This window comes from Kineothrix sp. MSJ-39, assembly GCF_018917935.1.
In the GTDB taxonomy this organism is placed as follows: Bacteria; Bacillota; Clostridia; order Lachnospirales; family Lachnospiraceae; genus CAG-194.
Genome location: NZ_JAHLPN010000018.1, coordinates 35,849 through 57,824, shown reverse-complemented (window position 1 = coordinate 57,824; position 21,976 = coordinate 35,849). Strand labels below are relative to the sequence as shown.

The 21,976-nt window shown below is 43.6% G+C and carries 19 protein-coding genes; 5 read left to right on the top strand and 14 right to left on the bottom strand.

What is annotated here, in order from left to right:
* Window positions 1–575 precede the first annotated feature (575 nt).
* The 5 genes from KQI22_RS11120 to KQI22_RS11100 all read right to left on the bottom strand — a co-directional run bounded on the left by KQI22_RS11120 (window position 576) and on the right by KQI22_RS11100 (window position 5,447).
* The gene (locus KQI22_RS11120) at window positions 576–974 is read right to left on the bottom strand and encodes a helix-turn-helix domain-containing protein (protein ID WP_216552326.1); all 399 of its coding nucleotides are present in this window, start codon (window positions 972–974) and stop codon (window positions 576–578) included.
* Between the two features lie 520 nt (window positions 975–1,494).
* Window positions 1,495–3,117, bottom strand: coding sequence for a chaperonin GroEL (groL, locus tag KQI22_RS11115; protein ID WP_216552324.1), 1,623 nt, complete (start codon window positions 3,115–3,117; stop codon window positions 1,495–1,497).
* A gap of 48 nt (window positions 3,118–3,165) precedes the next feature.
* Window positions 3,166–3,453 (bottom strand): co-chaperone GroES, encoded by a 288-nt coding sequence (locus KQI22_RS11110; protein WP_022005591.1) that lies wholly within the window; start codon window positions 3,451–3,453, stop codon window positions 3,166–3,168.
* Between the two features lie 230 nt (window positions 3,454–3,683).
* A complete protein-coding gene (locus tag KQI22_RS11105) occupies window positions 3,684–4,493 on the bottom strand; it encodes a Cof-type HAD-IIB family hydrolase (protein ID WP_216552322.1) in 810 nt (269 codons plus the stop codon).
* 42 nt (window positions 4,494–4,535) lie between these two features.
* Entirely contained in the window at window positions 4,536–5,447 is a 912-nt protein-coding gene (locus KQI22_RS11100; RefSeq protein ID WP_216552320.1) for a GGDEF domain-containing protein, read from the bottom strand.
* A 206-nt stretch (window positions 5,448–5,653) separates the two neighbouring features.
* On the opposite strand from KQI22_RS11100, the gene KQI22_RS11095 reads away from it, so the two are divergent.
* Both KQI22_RS11095 and KQI22_RS11090 read left to right on the top strand, forming a co-directional pair.
* On the top strand, window positions 5,654–5,845 hold the full coding sequence (locus KQI22_RS11095; RefSeq protein ID WP_216552318.1) for a YjfB family protein: 192 nt from the start codon (window positions 5,654–5,656) through the stop codon (window positions 5,843–5,845).
* A 95-nt stretch (window positions 5,846–5,940) separates the two neighbouring features.
* A complete protein-coding gene (locus KQI22_RS11090; protein WP_216552316.1) occupies window positions 5,941–7,041 on the top strand; it encodes a GGDEF domain-containing protein in 1,101 nt (366 codons plus the stop codon).
* Window positions 7,042–7,054: 13 nt separating this feature from the next.
* Here KQI22_RS11090 and KQI22_RS11085 read toward each other — a convergent pair whose 3' ends face one another.
* Complete coding sequence (locus KQI22_RS11085) at window positions 7,055–7,819, bottom strand: amidohydrolase family protein (RefSeq protein WP_216552314.1); 765 nt, start codon at window positions 7,817–7,819, stop codon at window positions 7,055–7,057.
* Window positions 7,820–8,023: 204 nt separating this feature from the next.
* Here KQI22_RS11085 and KQI22_RS11080 point away from each other — a divergent pair, with 204 nt between their 5' ends.
* A complete protein-coding gene (locus KQI22_RS11080; protein ID WP_216552312.1) occupies window positions 8,024–9,661 on the top strand; it encodes an ABC-F family ATP-binding cassette domain-containing protein in 1,638 nt (545 codons plus the stop codon).
* A 1-nt stretch (window position 9,662) separates the two neighbouring features.
* On the top strand, window positions 9,663–10,541 hold the full coding sequence (locus KQI22_RS11075; RefSeq protein ID WP_216552310.1) for a PHP domain-containing protein: 879 nt from the start codon (window positions 9,663–9,665) through the stop codon (window positions 10,539–10,541).
* Window positions 10,542–10,617: 76 nt separating this feature from the next.
* Here the strand turns inward: KQI22_RS11075 and KQI22_RS11070 are convergent, their stop codons facing one another.
* The 7 genes from KQI22_RS11070 to pheA form a co-directional block, all read right to left on the bottom strand.
* Window positions 10,618–12,516, bottom strand: a complete 1,899-nt coding sequence (locus KQI22_RS11070; protein ID WP_216552308.1) for a fibronectin type III domain-containing protein — start codon at window positions 12,514–12,516, stop codon at window positions 10,618–10,620.
* 130 nt (window positions 12,517–12,646) lie between these two features.
* Window positions 12,647–12,910, bottom strand: a complete 264-nt coding sequence (locus KQI22_RS11065) for a glyoxalase (protein ID WP_216552306.1) — start codon at window positions 12,908–12,910, stop codon at window positions 12,647–12,649.
* 111 nt (window positions 12,911–13,021) lie between these two features.
* The gene (locus KQI22_RS11060; RefSeq protein ID WP_216552304.1) at window positions 13,022–13,840 is read right to left on the bottom strand and encodes a Cof-type HAD-IIB family hydrolase; all 819 of its coding nucleotides are present in this window, start codon (window positions 13,838–13,840) and stop codon (window positions 13,022–13,024) included.
* A gap of 551 nt (window positions 13,841–14,391) precedes the next feature.
* Window positions 14,392–15,048, bottom strand: coding sequence for an HAD family hydrolase (locus KQI22_RS11055; protein WP_216552303.1), 657 nt, complete (start codon window positions 15,046–15,048; stop codon window positions 14,392–14,394).
* Window positions 15,045–17,216: an RNA degradosome polyphosphate kinase gene (locus KQI22_RS11050; protein ID WP_216552301.1), complete on the bottom strand. Its 2,172-nt coding sequence runs from the start codon at window positions 17,214–17,216 to the stop codon at window positions 15,045–15,047. The genes KQI22_RS11055 and KQI22_RS11050 overlap by 4 nt, the downstream gene beginning before the upstream one ends.
* A gap of 12 nt (window positions 17,217–17,228) precedes the next feature.
* Window positions 17,229–18,785: a Ppx/GppA phosphatase family protein gene (locus KQI22_RS11045; protein ID WP_216552294.1), complete on the bottom strand. Its 1,557-nt coding sequence runs from the start codon at window positions 18,783–18,785 to the stop codon at window positions 17,229–17,231.
* 49 nt (window positions 18,786–18,834) lie between these two features.
* Window positions 18,835–19,959, bottom strand: coding sequence for a prephenate dehydratase (gene pheA / locus KQI22_RS11040; RefSeq protein WP_216552292.1), 1,125 nt, complete (start codon window positions 19,957–19,959; stop codon window positions 18,835–18,837).
* 194 nt (window positions 19,960–20,153) lie between these two features.
* Between pheA and KQI22_RS11035 the strand changes: the two genes are divergently transcribed.
* Window positions 20,154–21,191 carry a DUF5050 domain-containing protein gene (locus KQI22_RS11035; protein WP_216552290.1) on the top strand — a complete coding sequence of 346 codons (1,038 nt, stop codon included), beginning with the start codon at window positions 20,154–20,156 and terminating at the stop codon, window positions 21,189–21,191.
* Here the strand turns inward: KQI22_RS11035 and folK are convergent.
* Window positions 21,160–21,975, bottom strand: coding sequence for a 2-amino-4-hydroxy-6-hydroxymethyldihydropteridine diphosphokinase (gene folK / locus KQI22_RS11030; protein WP_216552288.1), 816 nt, complete (start codon window positions 21,973–21,975; stop codon window positions 21,160–21,162). The two genes, KQI22_RS11035 and folK, sit on opposite strands and share 32 nt — an antisense overlap.
* Between the last annotated feature and the right edge of the window lies 1 nt (window position 21,976).

Genomic DNA, 21,976 nt, shown 5'->3' with positions numbered 1-21,976 from the left:
TCACCACTGGAAAAACGCCATGAACTGGAAACCTAACCATTTGTATCAGGTGATATATCTATAGGATCATACCGTTTTTTATTTTAAAAACTTGGTGTCACATCATTGACTAATGTACACGTCGATTTGTATGGGAGATACACTCCATTTTTTGAGACGATAACTTTTCGGTTGCTGCTTCTCGCCTTGACTGTTATAATCAAAATATGGGTGCTACCATAACGGTAGGCGGTTAGTCCTTCAGCAGAGGGACTGTAACCCTCTGATTACATAGAAACTCGAAAGAGAATCCATTGCAAAGGAGGGCTAAGCCAATGAGTATTGTGGATTTTATTGCAGTCGTGAGCTTCGGCATCACCTGCTTTTGTGCCGGATACACATTCGGCAAGGATAATTACAAGACACAAAAATAACCGCCCCAGCCTCGCAAACTGAACGGTTATTTTTAATCAACTAAGTATGTGGGCTAACCGTCTATCGGCAGCACTCTTTTTTCTATAATCATATTAGCACGCATTTGTAAAAATGTCAAAATTTCTTAAATTCCATGAAACTTCGAAAACCATTTAAGTTAATTATCTTCTGTCTCCGAAATATTGCAGTTTTGAAATGAAAAGTGCTACTTCATCATAGATCAGATTAAATTCTCTGTCATTCCTGCTGCCGATCATTTCTTCCAATTCTGCCATCTTACGCTTTCTCTCTGCATTTGAGATAGCCACTTTGCCGGTACCTGTTGGCTTTTCTGCCACTCCGTATCTGCTTTCCGGTTCATGTGTCAGTAGTTCATTTACCGGTATCTTCAATGCTTCTGCGATCCTGTTGGTATAATCCAGACTGATCGACTGTTTTCCGCGTTCTATCGCACTCAGATAAGAGGATGATATATCAGCCAGCTCTGCTAACTGTTCCTGTGTCAGATTCTGTTTTGTTCTTTCCAGCTTAATCCTCAGACCAATCCGCTCTTTATCCATTGCATCCGCTTACCTTTCCTATTACTACTACTATTTTAATAGAAGAGTTCCTGAATATACAATGAACAATAATGTTAATTTCATTCATTATTATAGAGTTTATCCACTATAATGCAAATTATGCAGATGATAGTCAATTATCTGATCTGACAGGCTGTCCGGCAGAGTGCACACGATAGTACCGTCAGCACTGTCACAAGACGTTTTATACTAAAACTTTCCATGTATTTTCCTTCCCGGATAAATCTGTATCTGATTATAGCATACAGAAATAAATGTTTATAAATATTTCATAGTTTTACCAGTTGCTTTTTTATACTATTTGAGTATAATACATAGCAACAGGAGCCCCCACACCTCTCGCAGAAGTGTCCAATGGGGGCACATTTTTACAGATTTTCTGCCATTTCAGGTAAACGAACACGGTTCATTATTCCCCGATATAAAATTTGTATATGATTTCTACTATTAAAATAAGCGTCTGCCATAAAGGCAGGCGCTTGTTTTTATCTTTGCGGTTTTACATCATTCCCATGCCTGGGTTACCGGCTGGCATAGCCGGTGCATCTTCTTTGATGTTTGCTACAACAGATTCTGTTGTAAGCAGTGTAGATGCAACGCTTGTTGCGTTCTGCAGAGCACTTCTTGTAACCTTTGCAGGATCCAGAATACCTGCATCTACCATATTTACATATGCATCCTTCAGTGCATCGTAACCGATACCAACTTCGGATTCTTTTACTTTATTGATGATAACACTGCCTTCCAGACCTGCGTTTGCTGCAATGTGGAACAGTGGAGCTTCCAGTGCTTTCAGTACGATCTGTGCACCTGTCTTCTCATCACCTTCCAGTGTATCAGCCAGTTTAGCAACTTCTTTGGAAGCGTGGATATAAGCAGATCCACCACCTGAGATAATACCTTCTTCTACAGCTGCCTTTGTAGCTGCAAGTGCATCTTCCAGACGAAGTTTTGCTTCTTTCATTTCTGTTTCTGTTGCTGCACCAACACGGATCACTGCAACACCGCCTGCCAGTTTGGCAAGTCTTTCCTGTAATTTCTCACGGTCGAAATCGGATGTTGTTTCTTCTACCTGTTTCTTAATAGAAGCAATACGTGCTGCAATGGCATCCTTGCTGCCTTCGCCGTCTACGATCACTGTGTTCTCTTTCTGAACCTTAACGGATTTTGCACGTCCGAGCTGTTCCATTGTTGTGTCCTTCAGTTCCAGACCAAGTTCAGAACTGATCACCTGACCACCTGTCAGGATTGCGATATCTTCAAGCATTGCTTTTCTTCTGTCGCCATAACCGGGAGCCTTAACAGCTACTACGTTGAATGTACCACGCAGTTTGTTGACGATCAGTGTTGTAAGTGCTTCGCCTTCTACATCCTCAGCGATGATCAGAAGTTTTGCACCACTCTGTACGATCTGCTCCAGAAGAGGAAGGATCTCCTGAATGTTGGAAATCTTCTTATCTGTGATCAGGATATATGGATTATCCAGAACTGCTTCCATCTTATCCATATCTGTTGCCATATATGCTGAAATATAACCACGGTCGAACTGCATACCTTCTACAAGGTCAAGTTCTGTCATCATGGTCTTGCTTTCTTCGATTGTGATAACACCGTCGCCGGAAACCTTTTCCATAGCATCTGCTACCAGGTTACCAACTTCTTCATCACCTGCGGAAATAGCTGCAACCTTTGCAATATGCTCTTTGCCGTTTACTTTAGAGCTCATCTTCTTGATTGCTTCTACTGCACAGTCAGTTGCTTTCTTCATACCTTTACGAAGGATGATCGGGTTAGCACCTGCTGCCAGGTTCTTCATACCTGCATTGATCATAGCCTGTGCCAGTACAGTTGCTGTTGTAGTACCATCACCTGCTACATCATTTGTCTTTGTAGCAACTTCTTTGACAAGCTGTGCACCCATATTTTCAAAAGCATCTTCCAGCTCGATCTCTTTTGCGATCGTTACACCATCGTTTGTGATCAGTGGTGCGCCATATGATTTATCGAGAACTACGTTTCTTCCTTTCGGTCCAAGCGTTACTCTGACTGTATCTGCTAACTGATTTACACCGGCTTCTAAAGCTGCTCTTGCTTCTGCTCCGTATTTAATTTCCTTTGCCATATAGAATGACCTCCTTACAATCTGTTTTCCTTTTATGTTTCTGTCTGCTTACTGTTCGATCACAGCTACGATATCGTTCTGGCGAACTACGATATATTCTTCTTCCTCAAGTTTTACTTCTGTTCCTGCATATTTAGAATAGATAACCTGATCACCAGGCTTTACTTCCATCTTGACTTCTTTTCCGTCTACAACGCCGCCCGGACCAACTGCAATTACTTCTGCCTGCTGTGGCTTTTCTTTGTTCTGACCAGGTAATACGATACCTGACTTTGTTGTTTCCTCTGCTACAAGTTGTTTCAATACAACTCTGTCTCCAAGTGGTACTAATTTCATAAAAATTGCCTCCTTCTATTCTTCATTGCTTTAACATTCTTTTCATTTGTTAGCACTCAATTAGTTTGAGTGCTAATCACTGTGCTTATATTAGTTTTTTCAGAGTCAATATGCAACTTTATCCAACTCTTTTTTTCTATCCATTTCCTACCTTTTTTATGATATTTACTCTCGTTTTCTCATCTTTCCATTATTTTATAAAATAAATATAAAATCATGCACTGCCTGCATTATAAGAGTCCCATATGTGCCATGGCATTCCAGATGCCGTCTTCAAAAATATCGGTTGTCACATAGTCCGCAATCTCTTTTGCCGGCTCTGTTGCATTTCCCATTGCAATACCGCAGCCTGCAAACTGCAGCATATCCACATCATTGATGCTGTCACCCACAGCAATGGTATCTGCCTGATCGATTCCCAGAAGTTCACAGACACGCTGGATTCCGGATGCTTTTGTAAAGCCCTTGGGCACGATTTCTCCGATGTTATCGTAGTGCAGCAAAATCTGGAAATTCTTTTTTGCCGCTTCAATCACTTCATGTGCACGCTGCGGCGGTACCTGAATGCTGACCTTACAGGCTCTGATCTCCCGGCTGTCCTTTGGTACCGGGATAAAGTGACCGGGGATCATCGTGCGGATCGCATCGATATACCAGTCATCGATCGCATTACCGATCGTATTTTCATCATAATAAATATACTCGGTTCCTTCTAAAATATACATCGTTTCCGTCCGCTGCAGCACCGGCAGGATATCGTCAAGCACTTCCTGCTGCATTTCTTCCGCAAAAAGTGTCTTTCCCTGATAATCCGCATACATACCGCACGCTGCCACAACACCGTCAAATCCGATATCCAGAATCGGTGTTTTGGGCACCATGACACGGCTGCGTCCTGTGCATACAAATGCCAGATGTCCGTTCTCCCGGATTTTTGCGATTGCCCGGATCGTACTCTCCGGAACTTCTTTTCCCTGCTTAAATAATGTGCCGTCCACATCAAAAAATACTGCTTTTCTTTTGCTCATTTTCTTACCCATGAAAACGCCGGAGCTTTGATAAGTTCCGGCGTTTCTTCCTTTTTATTTTTCTAATCTTGCTCTGTATCCGGGTGCATTTTTCAGTTCAAACTTGTTATTGAACATTTCGTATTCCGCATCCGGCAGAAGTTTTCTGATCGACTGTTCGACATTTGTTTTATAAACAATACCGCAGGCAACGGATGGTGCGATCTTCGGATCCTCAAAGCTTTCGCATTTCTCCTGCATCCTCTTGCAGTAATCTTCCGCTTCTCCGTCTTCTGCCATTGGGATCAGGATATTAAACAGATCACCGCCGCATCTGGCGATCACATATTCATCTTTTGCCTCGTCCTTTATAATAGAAGCAACGGTCCGGATCAGACGGTCGCTTTCTTCATCCCCGAATTTATCATTGACATATTTCCAGTCATTGATATTGGCACAGATGATCGCAACAGGTACGATTTCCGCACGTTCAAGCACTGTAATCCGGCTGTCGAAATACGTGCTGTTTAACAGACCGGTAAGAGCATCTTTCTTTTCTCCGTGCTTAACCTGATACTGTTCTTTTTCCAGACGTCTTTCCAGTTCATCCGCATACATGGATGTCTCGATGCTCTCATATGTATTTTCTGCCTGTCTGGTGAGCTGTGTCACGATCGCATGAACAAAGTCCTCTGCTTCTTTCGTACAGATCTCTTCATCCTTCACATATAAATGACCGACCGTTCTGCCATATACTTTGATCTTATGCCCCGGCTCATTTACCACATCCGGCTTAAATCCGATAAAGTTTCCGACGCTGACAGCCTTTTCCCCATGCCTGTGTACGAGCAGAAAACTCAGACCGCTGATCTTTGATGCAGCCTCCATGTAATCGGAAAGTTCATCAATCTGGAATAACTGATCCAGACTATAGTTTTTTATGTTATTTGCTAATCTTTTCTCAAGTGAAACCATTCCAAATGCCATATGATCTTATCCTCCCTGTTCAAATTCCAAAAGCCATATATTGTTTAATATTATAACTTTTTTTCATTTTTTTGTCTATCATATTTCAGCGGAAAAATGATGGGAAAGTACCGTCCGCAGGTTGCAAAACAAAGGGGCATATGCTAAAATATTGTTAATCAAATTTTGAAATCGGCATATAATACAAAGGATAGGGGGAGCTCATAATGGATATTCCTGCATTATCAATGACAATGGCACAATACAATATTAATTCTCAGGTTAGCGTAGCCATGCTGAGCAAATCACTTGACATGTCAGCAACAATGGGGGATGCGCTGACTTCCATGATCGATCGCTCCGCTATGGAACACTCCGTTACCCCGCAGCTGGGTGCTAATATCGATCTTTCCATTTGATCCATTTTGTAATAACGACTTTTAACAGATGCGGTATCTATACTGCATCTGCTTTCTTTTTCTGATTTTTTGAAGTTTTAAAAGTGAGGGGCACTATGCACAATCTAACGCAGAAAGTAAAACATTATCTGGATGGCAGCCGGCAGCTTGAAAATGCATTTAAATATTCGATTGTCCTTTATGCTGTCGCATTCGTACACCTGATCATTACGATCGTCTTTTTTTACTACAATATTCTTCCCATGTATTTATATAATGCGCTGATCTTCGGCATTTATCTTTATATGGCGGGCGTTTTTATTAAAAAGAAAGCTTATCGTGCCATATATCTGTTCAGCCTGTTTGAAATCCTCTTCCACTCCGTTTACGCGACCCTTCTGGTCGGTTGGGAATGGGGCTTTATGATTTATACGATCGCACTTGTTTCTGTTGCCTTTTATATGGCATTTACACTGTCGCAATTCCATAAAAAGATTCTGACACCTTTTATTTCGGGAATCATCATATTACTTTGTTTTATTGGAACCAAGCTGTTTTGCGTCAGTCATGTTCCATATTTTCGTGACTTTGCATCCTCCAGAGCAGTCGGCATTTACTACTGCTTCAATTCTCTCGTATGCTTTGTCATGCTGATCCTCTTTTCCTTCTTTTTTGTACTGGAGATCAGACATACACAGCTCCATCTGGAGCAGGAAAAAGAGACACTTGACGCTATTGCCAGTCATGATCCGCTGACACAGCTCTTAAACCGGCGCAGCATGGAAGTCCATCTACGCAAGGCAATGGAACAGGCAAAGAAAAGCGGAACACAGTTCTGTGTTATACTGGGTGATATTGATGATTTCAAAAAAGTAAATGACACTTACGGGCATGAATGCGGGGATAAAGTTCTGATACTCGTCGCAGATATGATTCGCTCCCATATGCGGCCGGAAGACAGTGTATGCCGCTGGGGCGGAGAAGAGATCCTGCTTCTGATCAACGGAGCGGAGACGGTCGCGACTGCACTTGCCGAAAAGATACGTTCTTCAATCGAGCATGCAAGTGTTACGGAAGAAGGCACCCAGGTTTCCGTTACCATGACTTTCGGTGTTGCCTCCTATGTTCCCGGATTTAAGATCAATAAGCTGATTCAGTTAGCTGACAACAATCTGTATATCGGCAAAAACAATGGCAAGAACCAGGTTGTATCCTGATCCCTGCCACAGTTTAATGTTTATTGGATGCATGCAGCCCCAACAGTCTGCATGCATTTTCTTTGTATATATTCTGCTTTTGAGCCTGTGTCAGACTACTGCTTTCTATCCATTCTATCACATCTCTTATAGTTTCCCTCGGATAATCCGATGCAAATAAAATCTTATCACTTCCATGCCTGTTTACGATCCGCTCCAGCTGTTCTTTTGGCATCCGGCCGACACACCCCGCACAATCCAGATAAACCTGCTTTCCGATCAGTTTTTCTTCTACCAGACTCCATTGTTTATACCCTCCCATATGTGTTAACACAAGTCGTGGTGGCTGCAATTCTTCCAGCATATGGGCTGCCAGCTGCGGCGGACAATGTACAGACAGTGGTTGTCCGCATGAAATTCCCGCATGCACCGCAATGATAAGCCCCAGCTCAGATGCATAGTCGATAATGTGCAGGTATCCTTTATGATCAATTGCAGTCTTCTGTCTGTCCGGATGTAATTTGATTCCCGGAAGCCCCAGCGACTTAATATAATTCAGTTCCTGTTTATATTGCTGCGACAACGGATGAATGCTGCCAAAGGAAAGAAGCCTTCCCGGATAGGCTCTGTTTATTTCTGCCGCATGATTATTTACACGCTGAAACTGTTCGGGGCTTGCCACAACCGGCAGAATCACTGAAAGGGTTATATCTGCCTGCTGCATGGCAAGCAGGAGGTCCTCCGTTTGCTTTCCGGATTCTGTATGTGTATGAAAGTCGATTTTCTGATATGCTGCCATTTTATTTCCTCATTTCTCATCCAGTTGTAGTTTTATCTACATTGTTTCGTGGCATTGCATCTTTATTATCTCCCTCCTTGGGAAATTTATACAGATTTTACCTGTTGCTTTTATCAATAGTGCTGTACAAATCACATTTTTTCTTATAAAATAAATTTTGTATGAGAAAATTTATAAACAGGAGATCAAATTAGGAGGTTTTACATGATACAAGCAAGTAATGTCACTTTACGAATCGGAAAGAAAGCTCTTTTCGAGGATGTCAATATCAAGTTTACAGAAGGCAACTGTTACGGTCTGATCGGTGCCAACGGTGCAGGTAAATCTACATTCCTGAAGATCCTGTCCGGTCAGCTTGAGACAACCAATGGTGAAGTCATCATCACACCCGGTCAGCGTCTTTCCGTCTTAGAGCAGGATCACTTCAAATATGATGCCTATCCGGTCATGGATGTTGTCATCATGGGAAATGCCCGCTTATACGAGATCATGAAAGAAAAAGAAGCCATCTATGCAAAAGAGGACTTTACCGATGAGGACGGTATCCGTGCCAGTGAGCTGGAAGGTGAATTTGCCGAAATGGACGGCTGGGATGCAGAAACCAATGCAGCCATGCTTTTAAACGGTCTTGGTATCGGTTCCGAACTGCATTACACCATGATGAGTGATCTCGGCGGTAATGATAAGGTCAAGGTATTACTTGCCAAAGCACTGTTCGGTAATCCCGATATCCTGCTTCTTGATGAGCCTACCAACCATCTGGATCTGGATGCGATCGCATGGCTGGAAGAATTTTTGATCGAGTTTGAAAATACAGTCATCGTCGTTTCCCATGACCGTTACTTCTTAAATAAGGTCTGCACTCATATCGCAGATATCGACTACGGTAAGATTCAGTTATATGCAGGTAACTACGACTTCTGGTACGAATCCAGCCAGTTACTTGTCAAACAGATGAAGGAAGCCAATAAAAAGAAGGAAGAAAAGATCAAAGAGCTGCAGGAATTTATTTCCCGTTTCTCCGCTAACGCTTCCAAATCCAAACAGGCCACTTCCCGTAAAAAAGCACTGGAAAAAATTGAGCTGGATGAGATCAAGCCTTCCAGCAGAAAATACCCCTATATCGACTTCAGACCTGACCGTGAGATCGGTAACGAAGTGCTCTTTGTGGAAAATCTCTCAAAGACGATCAATGGCGAAAAGGTACTGGACAATATCTCGTTCAATGTCGGTCATGATGACAAGATCGCATTCGTTGGCAGTAATGAGCTTGCAAAGACCACACTGTTCAAGATCCTTGTCGGAGAACTGGAGCCGGATGAAGGGACAACCAAATGGGGCGTTACCACTTCGCAGGCTTACTTCCCGAAGGATAATACCGCCGAATTCGACAATGATTTGACGATCGTTGACTGGCTGATGGGCTACTCTCCTGTAAAGGATGTAACCTATGTCCGTGGTTTCCTCGGCCGTATGCTGTTTGCCGGTGAGGACGGTGTGAAGAAAGTCAAGGTATTATCCGGCGGTGAAAAAGTACGTTGTCTGCTTTCCAAAATGATGATCTCCGGTGCAAACTGTCTGATCCTGGATGAGCCTACCAACCATCTGGATATGGAATCCATCACAGCTCTGAACAACGGACTGATCAAATTTGGCGGTGTTGAGCTTTTTGCCTGCCATGACCACCAGTTTGTACAGACAACTGCCAATCGTATCATGGAGATCCTGCCGGATGGCAGCCTGATCGATAAGATCACAACCTATGACGAATATCTGGAAAGCGATGAGATGGCGCGTAAACGTACTGTATACACTGCTGAAAAAGAGGAAGACGATAATTAATATGATAAGAAATCTTACTATCCGACCGGGCGAAACACGTCCGGTCGATCTACATGTACATTCTAACAGATCCGACGGAAGCGAGACACCTTCTGCCCTTGTTGATATGGCACTTGAGAAAGGGCTTGCCGCTTTCGCCCTGACCGACCACGATACGACAGACGGGCTTTCCGAGGCCATTGCCTATGCGGCAGATAAAGATATCGAGGTCATTCCCGGCATTGAATTTTCTACCGAATATGAAGGCAGGGATATCCATGTCGTCGGACTTTATATCGACTATACGGAAGAACGTTTCCAGCACTATCTGAAAGATTTCCAGAACTCACGTGATCTGCGCAACCAAAAAATGTGCAAAAAGCTGCAGGAACACGGTGTAGATATTACCTACGAACAACTTCTCGCCGAGTTTCCCGGATCTGTATTGACAAGAGCACACTACGCACGCTTTCTACTGGCGCATGGCTATGTCAAAGGACTACCGGAAGCATTCGACCGCTATGTTGGCGATCACGCCCCCTGCTTTATTCCAAGAGAAAAAGTAACTCCCATGCAAGCTGTACATCTGATTCTGCAAAGCGGCGGTATTCCGGTTCTGGCGCATCCGATCCTGTATCATATGTCGAACGAAAGGCTGGATAAACTGGTTGCCACGCTGAAACAGGAAGGACTTGCAGGAATTGAGGCCATTTATTCCACTTACAATGCAGCAGAGGAACGACAGATCAGACGGCTTGCTGCTAAATATGAACTGCTCTTATCCGGCGGTTCCGATTTCCACGGTGCTGCCAAACCCGGATTATCCATGGGGAACGGCTATGGGAAGCTGTATGTCCCCTATGAAATACTTGCCGGTATGAAACAGTATTTGAGCAAATAATCTATATAAACATATAATAAAAAAGGAGCCGGAAAATGTTTTCACATTTTCCTGACTCCTTTTCTTTTTCTTCATTTTATCTTGTTGTCAAAGCAATTGCCTTACTCTTGGCACTCATAACACGGCTTTCATCTGTCTGCTTATAAGCTTTTACATAATAAGAATATGTTTTTGCACTGGATATTGTTGCATCTTTATATGTTGTAAAATCTGCATTCTTCTTTACGTCTACAGTAGCAATCTTCTTATATTTACCGTTTCCCTCTTTGCGATAAATTACATATCCATCTGCACCTGCTACCTTATTAATATCTACGTCAATGCTTGCCCCCCACTGCGTCAGCTTAATAACCGGCTTCTTCGGAACAGCTCTGACCACTTTTGCACCCTTTGCGGATTTATTCATAGCACTGAATACATTTTTGCCATTTACCTTTGTATATGCCTTTACAGTATAGATGTATTTCACACCTGTTTCTGCCTTACTATCTACATAGCTTGTTGTGCTGCCATATTTTACCTTCTTAATACGTTTCCATGCAGCATCTTCATCATCAGCTACCTTGCGGTAAATATAATAGCCGTAAGCTTTTGTAACCTTTTTCCATTTTATAGTGATCTTATTATAATCTGTTGCTTTCACGGATGTTACAACCGGTGTTGCAGGCTTTGCCTTAGCGGAAAGCCCTGTTGTATCACAGCCACTGACAATTTTTGCCACACTGTTCGCTGCAAGTGTATATGCCTTTACCGTATAACGATATTTCTGTCCTGCTTTCAGCTTTGTCATTGTAGCGCTTGCCTGTGTGCCTGTTGCAGGCTGTGCTACTGTTTTTACCTGCTTATAAGAACCGTCTGCCAGAATCTGATAGACCAGATATCCTGTCGCACCGTTTACTGTATTCCATGTAAGCTTCAGCTTATTGTAGGAAGTACTCTCCAGTGAGATAAGCTTTGGAGAAGATGGTGTAATTTTCACTGCCACACCTGTTGCATTTCTCTCGCTTTCCACATACTGATTTGCATTTGTCTTGGAATCTGCTTTTGCCACAATTCTGTAATAGTATGTCTCACCTGTTACAAGACCTGTTGTATCTTCATAAGAAGTTACCCCGGATGCAAGCGTTGCAATCTGTGCGAAATTGCCGTTGCCTGTCTTTCTTTCCAGAATATAACCGTTTGCATTGGCTACCGCATTCCACGTGATCTTGGCACTGTTAAAGCCTGTACATACAGCACCTGTGATCGCCGGTGCCTGTGGAGTGATATCAAACGTCTTCGTAATGATACCGGTATAATCACCAATACCCCAAATTTCAATTCCAACTGTTCCCATATTTTTTTGATTATCTGTTGTCAACTTATAATCAAAATCTTTCTTATACACCAGTGTATAACTGTTATCACCTATTGATTCAACGATTGTAATATTAGGTTTTGCAGTTTTTCCATCATATACCACATTTGATACATCTGTTTTAATAATATTCTTATTATCTTTTGCATCAAGTGATTTCAATATCTTAAAATCATAGCTACCGCGCTCCGTGTCTTCAACTCCCCACTTCAGCGTATATGTACCTACAGGAAGATCATCTAACTGCAGCGGCACTTTAATTTTCACATAACTGGAACCTTCTGTAGGTGTTGTACTGGATCTACGATTCTTTGCACCGATTCCCATATCTTTGCCTTCTGCATTATATACACATACATAATATTCTGTATCCACAGATACTCTGATAGTCACTTCACTATTCTTACCAACTGGTATTGTCTCTGCCGGATACTCATCTACAATAATATTAGGAGTTACTTTCTCCTTCTCCGCATCCACCTCAGTCGAATTTTCGGATATTGTTCCTGCCTGTTCCATTTCTACATCATTTGTAGAAACTGTAACTGCAGAAGCAGAAAGCGTTTCCCCAAAACACATTGCTGCTGCGAGCAATGCGCATAATAAACGTTTTTTCATGATATTCTCCTTTCATTTTCACAATCAAAAACCCTTATTATTACTATACCACAATATCTGGGTGCGTCAATGATTCAGAAACACTTGCAATGGTATTTTTTCTTAAAGTTTTCTTAAGGCAATCCGACTTTTACGCTTCCACGATCAGAAAACGTCCGTCGCCGATGGCAAACACTTCATCCGCATCTAAAATATCCGCTTCATTCATTTCTGAAATGTCTACCCCTTCCTCATCGAAGTAAGTCCAGACTTCCTTGGCTCCCTTTACCACAACCGCCATACATTCTTCCAGAAAGTCCTCCGCTTCCTCTCTTGTCGTTGCCACTTCTTCCGGGAACAGCTGTAACTGCTTTTCTAAAAATACATCCAATACTTTTTCATCAAATTCAGGCATAATTCTTCTCCTTTGCTTTTTCATTCATTTAATTGTTTTTACAGACCGTCGTTCTCTGCTGTCTGGTTATTACTTCCGCTTCCAAAAGTCTGCAACAGAGCTTAATTCAAGTTATAACAATGTTTTCAGGACGGAAAGTACACCATTCTCCCAATAGGGCGGACATGTGTATGCTGCTGCCACCTTTACAATCTCCTTGGCATTTTCCACCGCATAGCTGCAAACTGCCGACTTCAGAAGTCCGATATCATTCTCATTATCACCGAATACCATTGTTTCCTGTGGCGTGATACCAAGTCCTTCCTGCACTACTTTCATGGCATTTCCTTTGTCCACGGAAGCATCCATGAAGTCAACCCATTCTTCTCCCGCCAGGCAGGCTTTCACTTTATCCTTCCATGCAGGCACAAGGACCTTCTCGCCAATCTCGCGGATACTGCCCTTTTTATAGATCGCCAGCTTCACAATATCCACATCATGCGCCAGAATATCGTCTGTCAATGTCACATCATTTCTGTATTCATCTCGGATCAGATGGATGAAATCCGCATCCTTACTCTCGAGAAAACAACCGTGATCCGTTGATGCCACTACATGACAGCCTTCCGGATAAAAACTGCGGAGCTGTGCCATGATCGCTGTCACATCTTCCCGTTTCATCTTTGTGACCGCATAATTTTGTCCGTCTTTGATAATATGTGCGCCATTCTCCGCAATGTAAAGCAGATTTCGGTTAACCGGTGCAAACATCTTACGAATGCTGCCATACTGCCTGCCACTTGCGATCATAAAGTAATACCCCTTGTCCACAAGCTGCTGAATGGTCTCGATCACTTCCTGCGACACCTCTCGGGAGGAATCTTTCACAAGAGTACCATCTACATCCGTTGCGATCAGTTTGATCCCGGTATGTTTTATTTCTTTCTCCATATTCTTTCTCCTTACGGTTTTATTATAACGGACTTTTGGATGGCAGGCAATGTTATCTTTATGCCTTACTTTAGGCGAAAAAATAGCATCAATTCCCATGAATTTGTGTAATACACTTTCCATTCTTTCTATTTTTTCGTCCTGCTTCAACATTTTCACACATTTGGGGCGAAAGTATTCCATGAGAGGAAATTTCAGTTCATCCTAAACAAGCAAATACGTCAAGTTTGGGCGAAACATATCTGTACTCTCTATCAGCCTTCATACCATATGTATCAAAAGTCATAAAAAAGATGAATTGCCGGGCAATCATTGGGCAGAAAACCATGCAAGTATCAAGGAATCACCTGGCAGAAGATCACGCAAAATACAATGAAATACCGGGGAACTAAAAATCAATTCCTGCAGAAACAAAACTGGCAAATGTTAGCAACAAATATGGAGGCTGCAGCAGTAAAACTGCTGTAGCCTCCATATAACGCTTTCCCTATGCGCCTATCGATACATTCTATCAGGCAGCTGACCATTCTACATTTTCAGTAATCCTCGCCCTACTGATCAATATACTGCAAAAGCTCCAACGGCTTTTCAATAATGGCATCTGCATGGTTTTCGGTCAGCTCCTGTCTGTCGCGAAAGCCCCAGAGTGCTCCCACGGTAAACACGCCTGCACTTTTGCCGGTCTGCATATCCGTACAGGTATCGCCGATATAAAGTACATCTTCCTTATTCAGATGCAGCTTATCCAGAATATAATTTACGCCGTCCGGCGCAGGTTTTCTCTTGCGTTCCTCGCATTGTCCGACAAGAAGGTCAAAGGTGTCTTTTCCGAAGATCTGCTCCACCACATCTACCGTACGCGGCTGTGGTTTGTTGGAATTGACCGCCAGATGCAGACCTCTTTCCTTCAGTTCTTTCAAAAGCTCCGGGATCCCGTCATAAGGCTTTACCTCATACATGCAGTATTCTTCAAAAATGCTGTTATATGCCTCCATCACACTGTCAAAATGCACAAGCTCCGTATCTCCGTCCGCAATCAGACTCTTGCGGATCAGTTCTTTTGCCCCGTTTCCCGCAAAATACTTATAGCTGTCGATCTCATGCGGTGGCAGTCCTGCAGTCGCCAGTGCCATATTCGTTGACTTCCAGAGTGATTTTAATGTATTGGTCAGTGTTCCGTCCAGATCAAAAATGACTGCTTTTTTCATTCGTCCTCCTGTATGATCTGGCTCTTTTCCGGGATAAATACTCTGTCCTTTGCCGGATCATCCTTGGCTTTTGCTTCCTCTGCTTCACGGATCGCTTCCTCACAGAAGGTATCCTGTGCACAGATCAGCTTTTTGCCTCTCTTATCTATTTTTTCATAGCTGCCATCCGCCTGCATCACATGTGCCTTCAATGTATCTGCAAGCTGGACGCGCAGGATATGGATTGCTTTTTCCTTCAGATCTTCCTGTTCTACCGGGAATAAAATCTCCACACGGCGTTCCAGATTTCTTGGCATCCAGTCGGCGCTTGACATATATACCTCCGGACTGCCTGCATTTTCAAAGTAATAAATACGGGCATGCTCCAGGAAATTTCCGACGATCGAACGTACTGTGATATTCTCACTGACGCCCGGAATGCCTACCTTCAGACAGCAGATACCGCGGACGATCAGCTCAATCTTTACGCCTGCTGCACTTGCCTTGTAAAGTGCCTCGATGATATCTCTGTCACATAAGGAGTTCATCTTTGCGACAATATGTGCCTTCTCTCCTGCCTTTGCATTTTCCGCTTCTCTGCCGATCAGATATAAAAATTTATCCTTCAGCCAGAGCGGAGCCAGTGCCAGCTTATTCCAACTCTTTGGCTCGGAATAACCGGAAAGCATATTGAATACGGCTGTTGCATCTTCCCCGATTGCCTCCTGACAGGTCAGAAGTCCTGTATCGGTATACAGCTTTGCCGTCGCATCGTTATAGTTACCTGTGCCTAAATGTACATATCTGCGGATACCGTCCTCTTCTCTTCTGACAACCAGTGTGATCTTGGAATGTGTTTTCAGGCCTACCAGTCCGTAGATAACGTGACAGCCTGCTTTTTCCAGCATCTTCGCCCAGACAATGTTGTTTTCCTCATCAAATCTTGCCTTTAATTCCACAAGAACAGAAACCTGCTTTCCGTTTTCTGCCGCCTGTGCGAGCGCTTTGATGATCGGTGAGTTACCGCTGACTCTGTACAGTGTCTGTTTGATCGCAAGTACCTGTGGATCTCTTGCCGCTTTTCTGACAAAATCCACGACCGGCTCAAAAGTCTGGTATGGATGATGCAGCAGGATATCATGCTTTTTGATCTCTTCAAAAATATCTGCATCTGCCGGTAATTCTTTGACGGGCTGCGGTGTATACTTCGGTACCTTCAGGGCGTCAAAGCCGTCCATGCCATACATCTTCATCAGGAAGGTCAGATCCAGAGGACCCGGAATATAATAAATATCCTCTTCGGAAAGTTTTAACTCATTTTTGATGATCTTTAACAGCCGTTTGTCAATGCCATCCTCTACTTCCAGACGGATTGCTTCTCCCCACTGTCTTTTCTTAAGCTGCTTTTCAATCTCCTTTAACAGATCGGCTGCTTCATCCTCGTCAATGGAAAGATCCGCATTACGCATGATACGGAACGGATGTGCACAGATCACATCATAATTCAGGAATAACTGATCGATATTATGCTCGATCACTTCTTCCAGTAAGATGACAGTTGCAGTCGCACCTTTTTCTCCGATCTCCTGCGGGAGCTGGATGATACGCGGCAGAACGGAAGGAACCTGTACGGTAGCAAACTCGATCTCTGCCTTTTCTTCACCTTTTTTCCGCACCAGTGCGCCGATATTCAGCGATTTATTGCGGATCAGCGGGAACGGACGGGAGCTGTCTACTGCCATCGGTGTCAGAACCGGATATACCTCGTCTTCAAAATAACGGTTCAGATACTCTTCCTGTTTTTTCGTCAGTTTTTCGTGCTGGGTGATGATATGAAGTCCGTTTGCGCTAAGCTGTGGCAAAAGACTTCTGTTATATGTAGAATACTGCATATTTACAAGTTCATGTGTCTCGGTATTGAGTGCCTTTAACTGCTGCTGCGGTGTCATGCCCGCAATATCCTTTTTCTCATAGCCTGCATGCACCATATCTTTCAAAGATGCCACACGTACCATGAAAAATTCATCCAGATTGGAGGCTGTGATGCTTAGGAATTTAAGCCGTTCAAACAATGGAATGCTCTTATCCCTTGCCTCCCCTAAGATTCTGTTATCAAACTGCAGCCAGCTCAGTTCTCTGTTTGTATAATAAGCCGGATTGCGAAACGGCTTTTCTGATTTTTCTCCCATGCTATGCCTCCATTATTGTTTCCTGTAATTACGCTTCTGTCTGATAACCGGTCTGATTGAATACACTTCCTCAAAGAACTGCGCCTTTGGCTTGATCAGTCCCTTCTCCAGTGTGATATCAGCCGCTGTATCTACAGAAAGTACAAGCTCCTGCTCCTGTTCATGCAGCGTTGCCTTGATCGTCTTGAACTTCTGTTTGTGACTCCGGTCAAGCCCGTTTGACAGCTTTAAGATCGCTGTCAGCTTTGCTACCTTCAGATAAGAGGCAAGATCCATGCCAAGCTGCTCCCCATTTTCATGATAATACGGGAAATCGATCCGGTTATATTTTACGATATTGGCAACCATTTCACGTTCCAGATGTGACAGACCGATGATCTCCGTTGCCATGATGATACTGTAGGAGCATTCTCCCACACTTGTCATGCTGATATATTTTCCGCAGTCATACAGCTTTGCGGCGATCTGCAGAAGCAGACGTTCTCTTTTGCCGAGTCCGTGGATCTTCTTCATGCTGTCAAAGATCGTCAGTGCGATATTTTCCACCGATTCACTGCGCTTTTTACTGCCCATATACCGCTTGCTGATATTGGCAACACAGGCAAGGATATCTTTTTCAAAATCATGCTCCGGGCTGATCAGTTTGTTACCCTCTGCATACTCATAAACCATACCATCACACAGTGTCACACCGGGCGCCCACAACAGCTTTGCATTCATGCATTCGATCACCCGTTTCATCAGGACAACACTGTTAAACAGCAGAAAGACCTTGTCTTCGCTGATTCCCAGCTTTTTTGCGATCTCTGCCTTGTTTTTGCCCTGCAGCTGACCGGCAAGAGCAATACAGTCCTCCCTTGTCATATAGCCGCCGCCAGCACATACAGCAGGATTCTGCATCACCGGTGAAAGATAGTCATCCACAACAATGATGTTATCAATCACACGATCTTTAAAATACATTTTTTTCAAAATTTCCAGCTGATTATCCACGATCTCTTCGATCAGCTTTTCATACTGGGATGGTTTTACCTGCATGGAAAGGATCCGTTCACGCATACGCAGTACACCGAGTCTGATGTTCTGCGTCGTGATCAGGGAATCATTGTCAAACAGGGAAATCTGCACACTGCCTCCGCCGATATCCACGATCGCAGTTCCCTTTTCAATGATCTTCTGGAAGCCCTCGCCCTTAGAGGCGATTGCCTTGTAATCCAGGAAACGCTGCTCGGAATTGCTGAGTACCTCTATATCCAGTCCCGTACGGTTTTTTATCATATCCAGGATGATCAGCCGGTTTTCCGTCTCCCTGAGCGCACTCGTTGCATAGGCTCTGTAGGCATTCACCTTGTAAGTACGCATAATTTCCTTAAATTCTTTTAACACCTCACACAGCTCATTGATCCGCTCATTGCTGATCTTTCCGGTTGTGTAGGTATCCGTACCCAGATCGATCCGGTGTCTGATATCATCAATTTCTCTCAGTCCGGCTCTGGGTGATATTTCAAAAATTTTCATTGCCAGTTCAAAGGAACCGACATCAATAGCAGCAAATGTTTTCAGTGCCACGTTATCAATCTCCTTTGTATCATTTTACAAATGCAGAAAACATACAATTTTAATAATTGCCAAGGATCTTCATATTTCTTGCTTCATCCCGCAGTCCACGCAGCGCATTCTTCACAGCACTGTCTGCCAGATTTCCTTCAAAATCCACAAAAAACCGGTATTCCCATGTACGATCCTCGATCGGACGGCTTTCGATCTTACACATGTTCAGATTATTATAAATGAAATGGGACAACATATGATATAAGGAACCACTCTGGTGTGGTACCTCAAAGCAGATGCTGATCTTGTGCGCATCTTTCCGGAAGATTTTCTGGTTCGTTACGATGATAAAACGGGTGGAGTTATTTTCTGCCTGATTGATCCCCTTCTGCAGTACTTCCAGTCCGTAGATCTTGCCCGCATATTCACTTGCTATCGCTACCTGCGACTTATCTCCATCGTTTTTAACCTTCTGTGCGGCAAATGCGTTGTTCTGCATGCTGATCTGACGCCAGTCATAGCCCTGCAGGAAACGTGCGCTCTGCATCAGGGACTGTGGATGGGAATATACGGTTCTGACTTCGGACAGATCTGTTCCCGGTAAACCCAGCAGACAATGCTCAATCTTGATGATCTGCTCCCCGACAATATAATTTTCAAACTCTACAAGCAGATCATAAATCTCACTGACCATACCCGCTGTGGAATTTTCGATCGGTAAAACAGCAAAATCCGCACTACCTTCATCGATCGCGCTCATTGCATCACGGAATGTTTCCACATGAAAGCTGTTGACGGAATCCCCGAAATATTTATCCATGGCAGCCTGCGAATAAGCACCCTCTGCTCCCTGAAATACAACTCTTGCCTTTTTGGTATCCAGCTCATCAACTCCGATGAAAGGCAGTTTGCCAAGGCTTCCTTTTTCCGCCAGCATCTGATACTGCAGCTTTCTGCTCATGGACATGATCTGCTCAAACAGTTCTTCCACACCGTGGCTGTTAAACTCATTGTGTGTCTGCGATTTGACCTTTCTGATCTTTTCCTCTTCACGTGTTCTGTCAAACACCTTTTTTCCGGTTTCGATCTTATACTCTGCCACCTGTTTGCAGATATCCATTCGTTTTTCATACAGATCCACGATCTTTCCGTCGATCTCATCAATCTCCTCTCTTAATATACCGAGATCCATTGTGTTTCCTCCATTCCGTTTATTTTATCCGGTCTTCTTTTTTTCTGCTATCAATTCTTTGTAAAATAAAACCGGAATTTATGTAAAATATTTTTTATATTTCTCTCTACTTTAATTTGCCTGCTTCCATGATTTCCTTTTATCATTCTATCTGCTATAATATAGCCAGAAAATGCTATGAAAGGAATAATTTTATGAACAGTAAAAAAACTGTGATCATTACCATCTCCGTTATCCTGATACTGATCTTCGGGCTTACGTTTGTATCCCGCCTTGCCACAAGGCTTCCGCAAAATCCTTCCGATACGGTCGGAAATACCGCCGGGAATCTGAACAATGGCGGCTACTTCTGTGAAGCCGACAACAAGGTCTATTTTGCAAATGCCTATGATGATTATACGCTTTACAGCATGAATCCCGACCAGACGGAAGTCACCAAGCTTGGACAGTCTTCCCTTGCCTTTCTGAATAAAGGCGGCAATTATCTGTATTATTACCAGAAAGAGGCATCAAAAGCCAGCGGTCTTGGTTTTCTGATCCATATGTCCGGTATTTACCGGTGCAAAACAAATGGTAAAAATATTACCTGTCTGGATCGATCAAGCTGTAATACGCTGAACCTGATCGGTAATACACTCTATTATGAAAAGGCAGTGGAAAATGCCAAAACACTGCAGCTTTATGCTGTTAATACCGACAAGTCCGATGCCAGGGCTGTTGCGGAATATCTGGTCAATCCTGCAAGTGCTGCCAATGGTGTGATCTATTATAACGGTACTACGGAGGATCACTACCTTTACAGTTATGATACACAGTCAGGCACCGTCCAGACGTTGTTCGAGTACAACATGTGGTATCCGACCTTATCCGGCAGTTCCATCTATTATCTGGACACGGAAAATAATTATCAGCTTTGCCGCTATGATCTGACAGACGGCAGTAATACGGTTCTGACAACCGACCGCGTCGATCTGTTCAATGTAGCAGGCAGCTATGTATACTATCAGAAAAACGATCCGTCTTCCCCGGCACTTATGCGTATGGGAATCGACGGCAGCAATCCTGAAATTGTAGCGGAGGGTAACTACAGTGATATCAATGTCACCTCATCCTATGTTTACTTCCACAGCTTCGGTGCTGACACACCGGTTTACCAGACCAGCACCTATGGTCCGATATCTGTCATGACCTTCGATGCTGCTAAGGCTGCAGCTCTGCAAGCAATTGACTGATCGTCTTATGCAGCACCGGATGCATGTAAGCCGGTGCTAACTGTGAAAGCGGCTCCAATACAAACTGGCGGTTTTGCATATCTATATGCGGGACCGTCAGTTTTTCTGTATCTATGATCTTGTGATCGTACAGTAAAATATCCAGATCCAGTGTCCTTGGTCCCCAGTGGATCTTTCTCTCTCTTCCCGCCTCCTGCTCGATCCCATGCAACTTATCAAGCAGCGCATCGGGTGAAAGGAATGTTTCCGCCTCGATCGCACCGTTTAAGAAATCATCCTGCTCCACACCGCCATAAGGCTTTGTCACGATCCAGTCCGAAGTCCGCAGCTTTCGGAATGCCTGATCAAGCTTCAGCTTTTCAACCGCATGCTCCAGAAATTCTTTCTTATCACCCAGATTAGAACCGATCCCCAGATACACCTTGTGCCAGAACAGGGATCTTGTCACGGATACCGTTTCAAAGGAAAGCGGAATTGGTGCCTGTGGCTTACTAAGCTCCAGTTCCAGTCCGCTAACAGCCGGAAACTGCAGCAGAACCGCCTGCATCGTCTCTGTTACCGCCTTTTCCAGCAGCTTATAGGTATGCTCCTTTAAAAAGCTGTCCAGAAACAGGCAGACTTCTCCATAATTGACTGCATCATTCAGTGCATCCGTTGCACCTGCCCGCTCCATATCCACATAGAGCTTTGCATTCACATAAAAGTTCTGTCCGTTTTCCGTTTCCTGCGCAAACACACCGTGATGTGCAAATATCTTCAGATTTTTGATCGTAATATAATCCATG

What these genes read in the sequence shown, in the direction of transcription:
- KQI22_RS11120 (WP_216552326.1), bottom strand. Translation starts at nt 974, where the DNA reads ATGGATAAAGAGCGGATTGGTCTGAGGATTAAGCTGGAAAGAACAAAA.
- groL (WP_216552324.1), bottom strand. Translation starts at nt 3,117, where the DNA reads ATGGCAAAGGAAATTAAATACGGAGCAGAAGCAAGAGCAGCTTTAGAA.
- KQI22_RS11110 (WP_022005591.1), bottom strand. Translation starts at nt 3,453, where the DNA reads ATGAAATTAGTACCACTTGGAGACAGAGTTGTATTGAAACAACTTGTA.
- KQI22_RS11105 (WP_216552322.1), bottom strand. Translation starts at nt 4,493, where the DNA reads ATGGGTAAGAAAATGAGCAAAAGAAAAGCAGTATTTTTTGATGTGGAC.
- KQI22_RS11100 (WP_216552320.1), bottom strand. Translation starts at nt 5,447, where the DNA reads ATGGCATTTGGAATGGTTTCACTTGAGAAAAGATTAGCAAATAACATA.
- KQI22_RS11095 (WP_216552318.1), top strand. Translation starts at nt 5,654, where the DNA reads ATGGATATTCCTGCATTATCAATGACAATGGCACAATACAATATTAAT.
- KQI22_RS11090 (WP_216552316.1), top strand. Translation starts at nt 5,941, where the DNA reads ATGCACAATCTAACGCAGAAAGTAAAACATTATCTGGATGGCAGCCGG.
- KQI22_RS11085 (WP_216552314.1), bottom strand. Translation starts at nt 7,819, where the DNA reads ATGGCAGCATATCAGAAAATCGACTTTCATACACATACAGAATCCGGA.
- KQI22_RS11080 (WP_216552312.1), top strand. Translation starts at nt 8,024, where the DNA reads ATGATACAAGCAAGTAATGTCACTTTACGAATCGGAAAGAAAGCTCTT.
- KQI22_RS11075 (WP_216552310.1), top strand. Translation starts at nt 9,663, where the DNA reads ATGATAAGAAATCTTACTATCCGACCGGGCGAAACACGTCCGGTCGAT.
- KQI22_RS11070 (WP_216552308.1), bottom strand. Translation starts at nt 12,516, where the DNA reads ATGAAAAAACGTTTATTATGCGCATTGCTCGCAGCAGCAATGTGTTTT.
- KQI22_RS11065 (WP_216552306.1), bottom strand. Translation starts at nt 12,910, where the DNA reads ATGCCTGAATTTGATGAAAAAGTATTGGATGTATTTTTAGAAAAGCAG.
- KQI22_RS11060 (WP_216552304.1), bottom strand. Translation starts at nt 13,840, where the DNA reads ATGGAGAAAGAAATAAAACATACCGGGATCAAACTGATCGCAACGGAT.
- KQI22_RS11055 (WP_216552303.1), bottom strand. Translation starts at nt 15,048, where the DNA reads ATGAAAAAAGCAGTCATTTTTGATCTGGACGGAACACTGACCAATACA.
- KQI22_RS11050 (WP_216552301.1), bottom strand. Translation starts at nt 17,216, where the DNA reads ATGGGAGAAAAATCAGAAAAGCCGTTTCGCAATCCGGCTTATTATACA.
- pheA (WP_216552292.1), bottom strand. Translation starts at nt 19,959, where the DNA reads ATGGATCTCGGTATATTAAGAGAGGAGATTGATGAGATCGACGGAAAG.
- KQI22_RS11035 (WP_216552290.1), top strand. Translation starts at nt 20,154, where the DNA reads ATGAACAGTAAAAAAACTGTGATCATTACCATCTCCGTTATCCTGATA.
- folK (WP_216552288.1), bottom strand. Translation starts at nt 21,975, where the DNA reads ATGGATTATATTACGATCAAAAATCTGAAGATATTTGCACATCACGGT.